Here is a 2,140-nt window from a genome sequence, read left to right as displayed (position 1 = left end):
GCACCTTTTTGGAAAACGCCACTTGCATATTTCCTGTATTTCATCATGGCTGTCCTGATAGCTTATTGGGCTAGATGGCAGATTTTGGAAAAGGAAAGGGAACAGTTCAGAATGTTGGAAGAGAAGCGGGAAGCCCAGCGGCTATTGGAATTGGATCAATTGAAAACCCGTTTTTTCACCAATGTAAGCCATGAATTCCGGACACCTTTGACTTTGATCTTGGCCCCATTGGAAAGATTGCTCAATGACAATCCCAATGAAAAAATAGCTCACCAATACCTCACGATACAGAAAAATGCCAAGAGATTGCTGCAATTGGTAAATCAGATTCTGGATGTTAAAAACATTGAAAAAAACGGAACGGTTTTTAATTCTTCGGAAGGAGATATTGTCAGATTTATAGCAAGCAAAGTTGAGGATTTCGAAGATCTGATGGAAAAAAAACATATCAAGCTGAACTTTGAAACTTCAATCAAAAGGTTGCCCACCAAGTTTGACGCGGATAAGGTCGAAAAAATCATCTTCAATCTTTTGTCAAATGCATTCAAATTTACCCCCGATGAGGGTAAGATCAGTGTCATGGTGAGTTTGGATAATATTTTGGATGAAAAGGGGGTACTGATGATCCGGGTAAAGGACACCGGAATAGGAATCCGTGCAGAGGACATAGACAAAGTGTTTGATAGGTATTTTACAGTGATGCATACCGGTGTGATATCCAATCAGGGAAGCGGTATAGGGCTGTCAGTGTCAAGAGAATTTGCCAGAATGCACGGTGGTGATATTGGGGTTAAAAGTGAAATAGGTAGGGGGAGTGAATTCACGGTGACATTGGAAGTCCCGGTCAAAATGAACCTTCTGGATCTTGAGACTCATCAGGAGGAAAGCCATGAGGAATTGGAAATGGAAAAAACCGAAATTGACAAACCGGGGATATTGTTGGTGGAAGATAATTTGGAATTCCGGCAATATATGAAAGAGTTTTTGGAGGAAGAATTCCATGTGTGGGTGGCACAGGATGGAAAGGAAGGCATGGAAAAAGCGCTTGCAAATATTCCTGACCTGATCATTTCAGACTTGATGATGCCGATTATGGATGGCGTTGAGCTTTGTCAACATCTGAAAAAGGATCTCAAAACTTCTCATATTCCTATCATTATCCTCACGGCACGAAGTTCAGAAGAGAAACAATTGGAAGGGTTACAATCCGGATGCAATCTTTTTATTTCCAAACCCTTCAAATTGGAGATTTTGATGACCAGTATCCGAAACCTGCTCTCCGAACAGGAAAGATTGCAGAAGCATTTCCGTAAAAAAATCAGTGTCAGCACCAGTGAACAGGAAATAGAATCCTTGGATGATAGGTTGATCCAAAAGGCTATGGAACTTGTGGAAAAGCAAATGGAAAACCCCGAATTTTCTGTGGAACAGATGAGCAGGGAATTGGGGATGAGCAGGGTACACCTTTATAAAAAACTCAGTGCCCTGACCGGAAAGAGCCCCGTGGAATTTATCCGTTTGGTCAGGTTACAGCGTGCCGCCCAGTTGTTGCTTAAGTCACAATTGACCGTCTCGGAAGTCGCCTATAAAGTAGGTTTCAACAATGCCAAGTATTTCACCAAACATTTTAAGGCAGAATTTGGTGTCCTCCCATCACTTTATGCCCAGGGTCAATCAGTTCAGTAGATTGATATCGGTCATGCCTACGGCATTTGGGTTTGCGATTGCATTCGGATAACCTCCTGTTAAAACAGGGGGCTAAGATATTGTTCATGCCTACGGCATTTTTGCATATGCCCAATTATCACTTCCCGAATTTTGACCAAAAGCTCCATAGGAGCGACCGATATCTTAGCAACGGGTTTCAACCCGTTGTTTAGGAAATAGTGAAGAAGGGGTTAGTTCCGTAGGAACGGCCGATATTATCCTATCGAAAGGTGAACAAAATATCGAACCATTTATATCGGTCATGCCTACGGCACTTTTGCGTATGCCCAATTTGTATGCCCATTTAGCTTCCTGGATTTTGTCCAAAAGTGGATTTTGTCCAAAAGCTCCATAGGAGCGACCGATATCTTAGCAACGGGTTTCAACCCGTTGTTAAGGAGATAGTGAGGTAGGGGAAAGTTCCGTAGGAACG

Annotated in this window: 1 protein-coding gene; it reads left to right on the top strand. The window is 42.4% G+C overall.

Annotated elements, in window-relative coordinates; translation table 11 throughout:
- On the top strand, window positions 1-1,686 hold a 1,686-nt coding region (locus tag ACEW8O_RS06470; protein WP_373493807.1), incomplete at its 5' end, for an ATP-binding protein.
- Window positions 1,687-2,140 lie beyond the last annotated feature (454 nt).

This window comes from Aquiflexum sp. (assembly GCF_041749095.1).
Classification (GTDB): Bacteria; Bacteroidota; Bacteroidia; order Cytophagales; family Cyclobacteriaceae; genus Aquiflexum.
The sequence above is the reverse complement of the archived record's forward strand: the minus strand, read 5'-3'. Positions and strand labels throughout refer to the sequence as shown.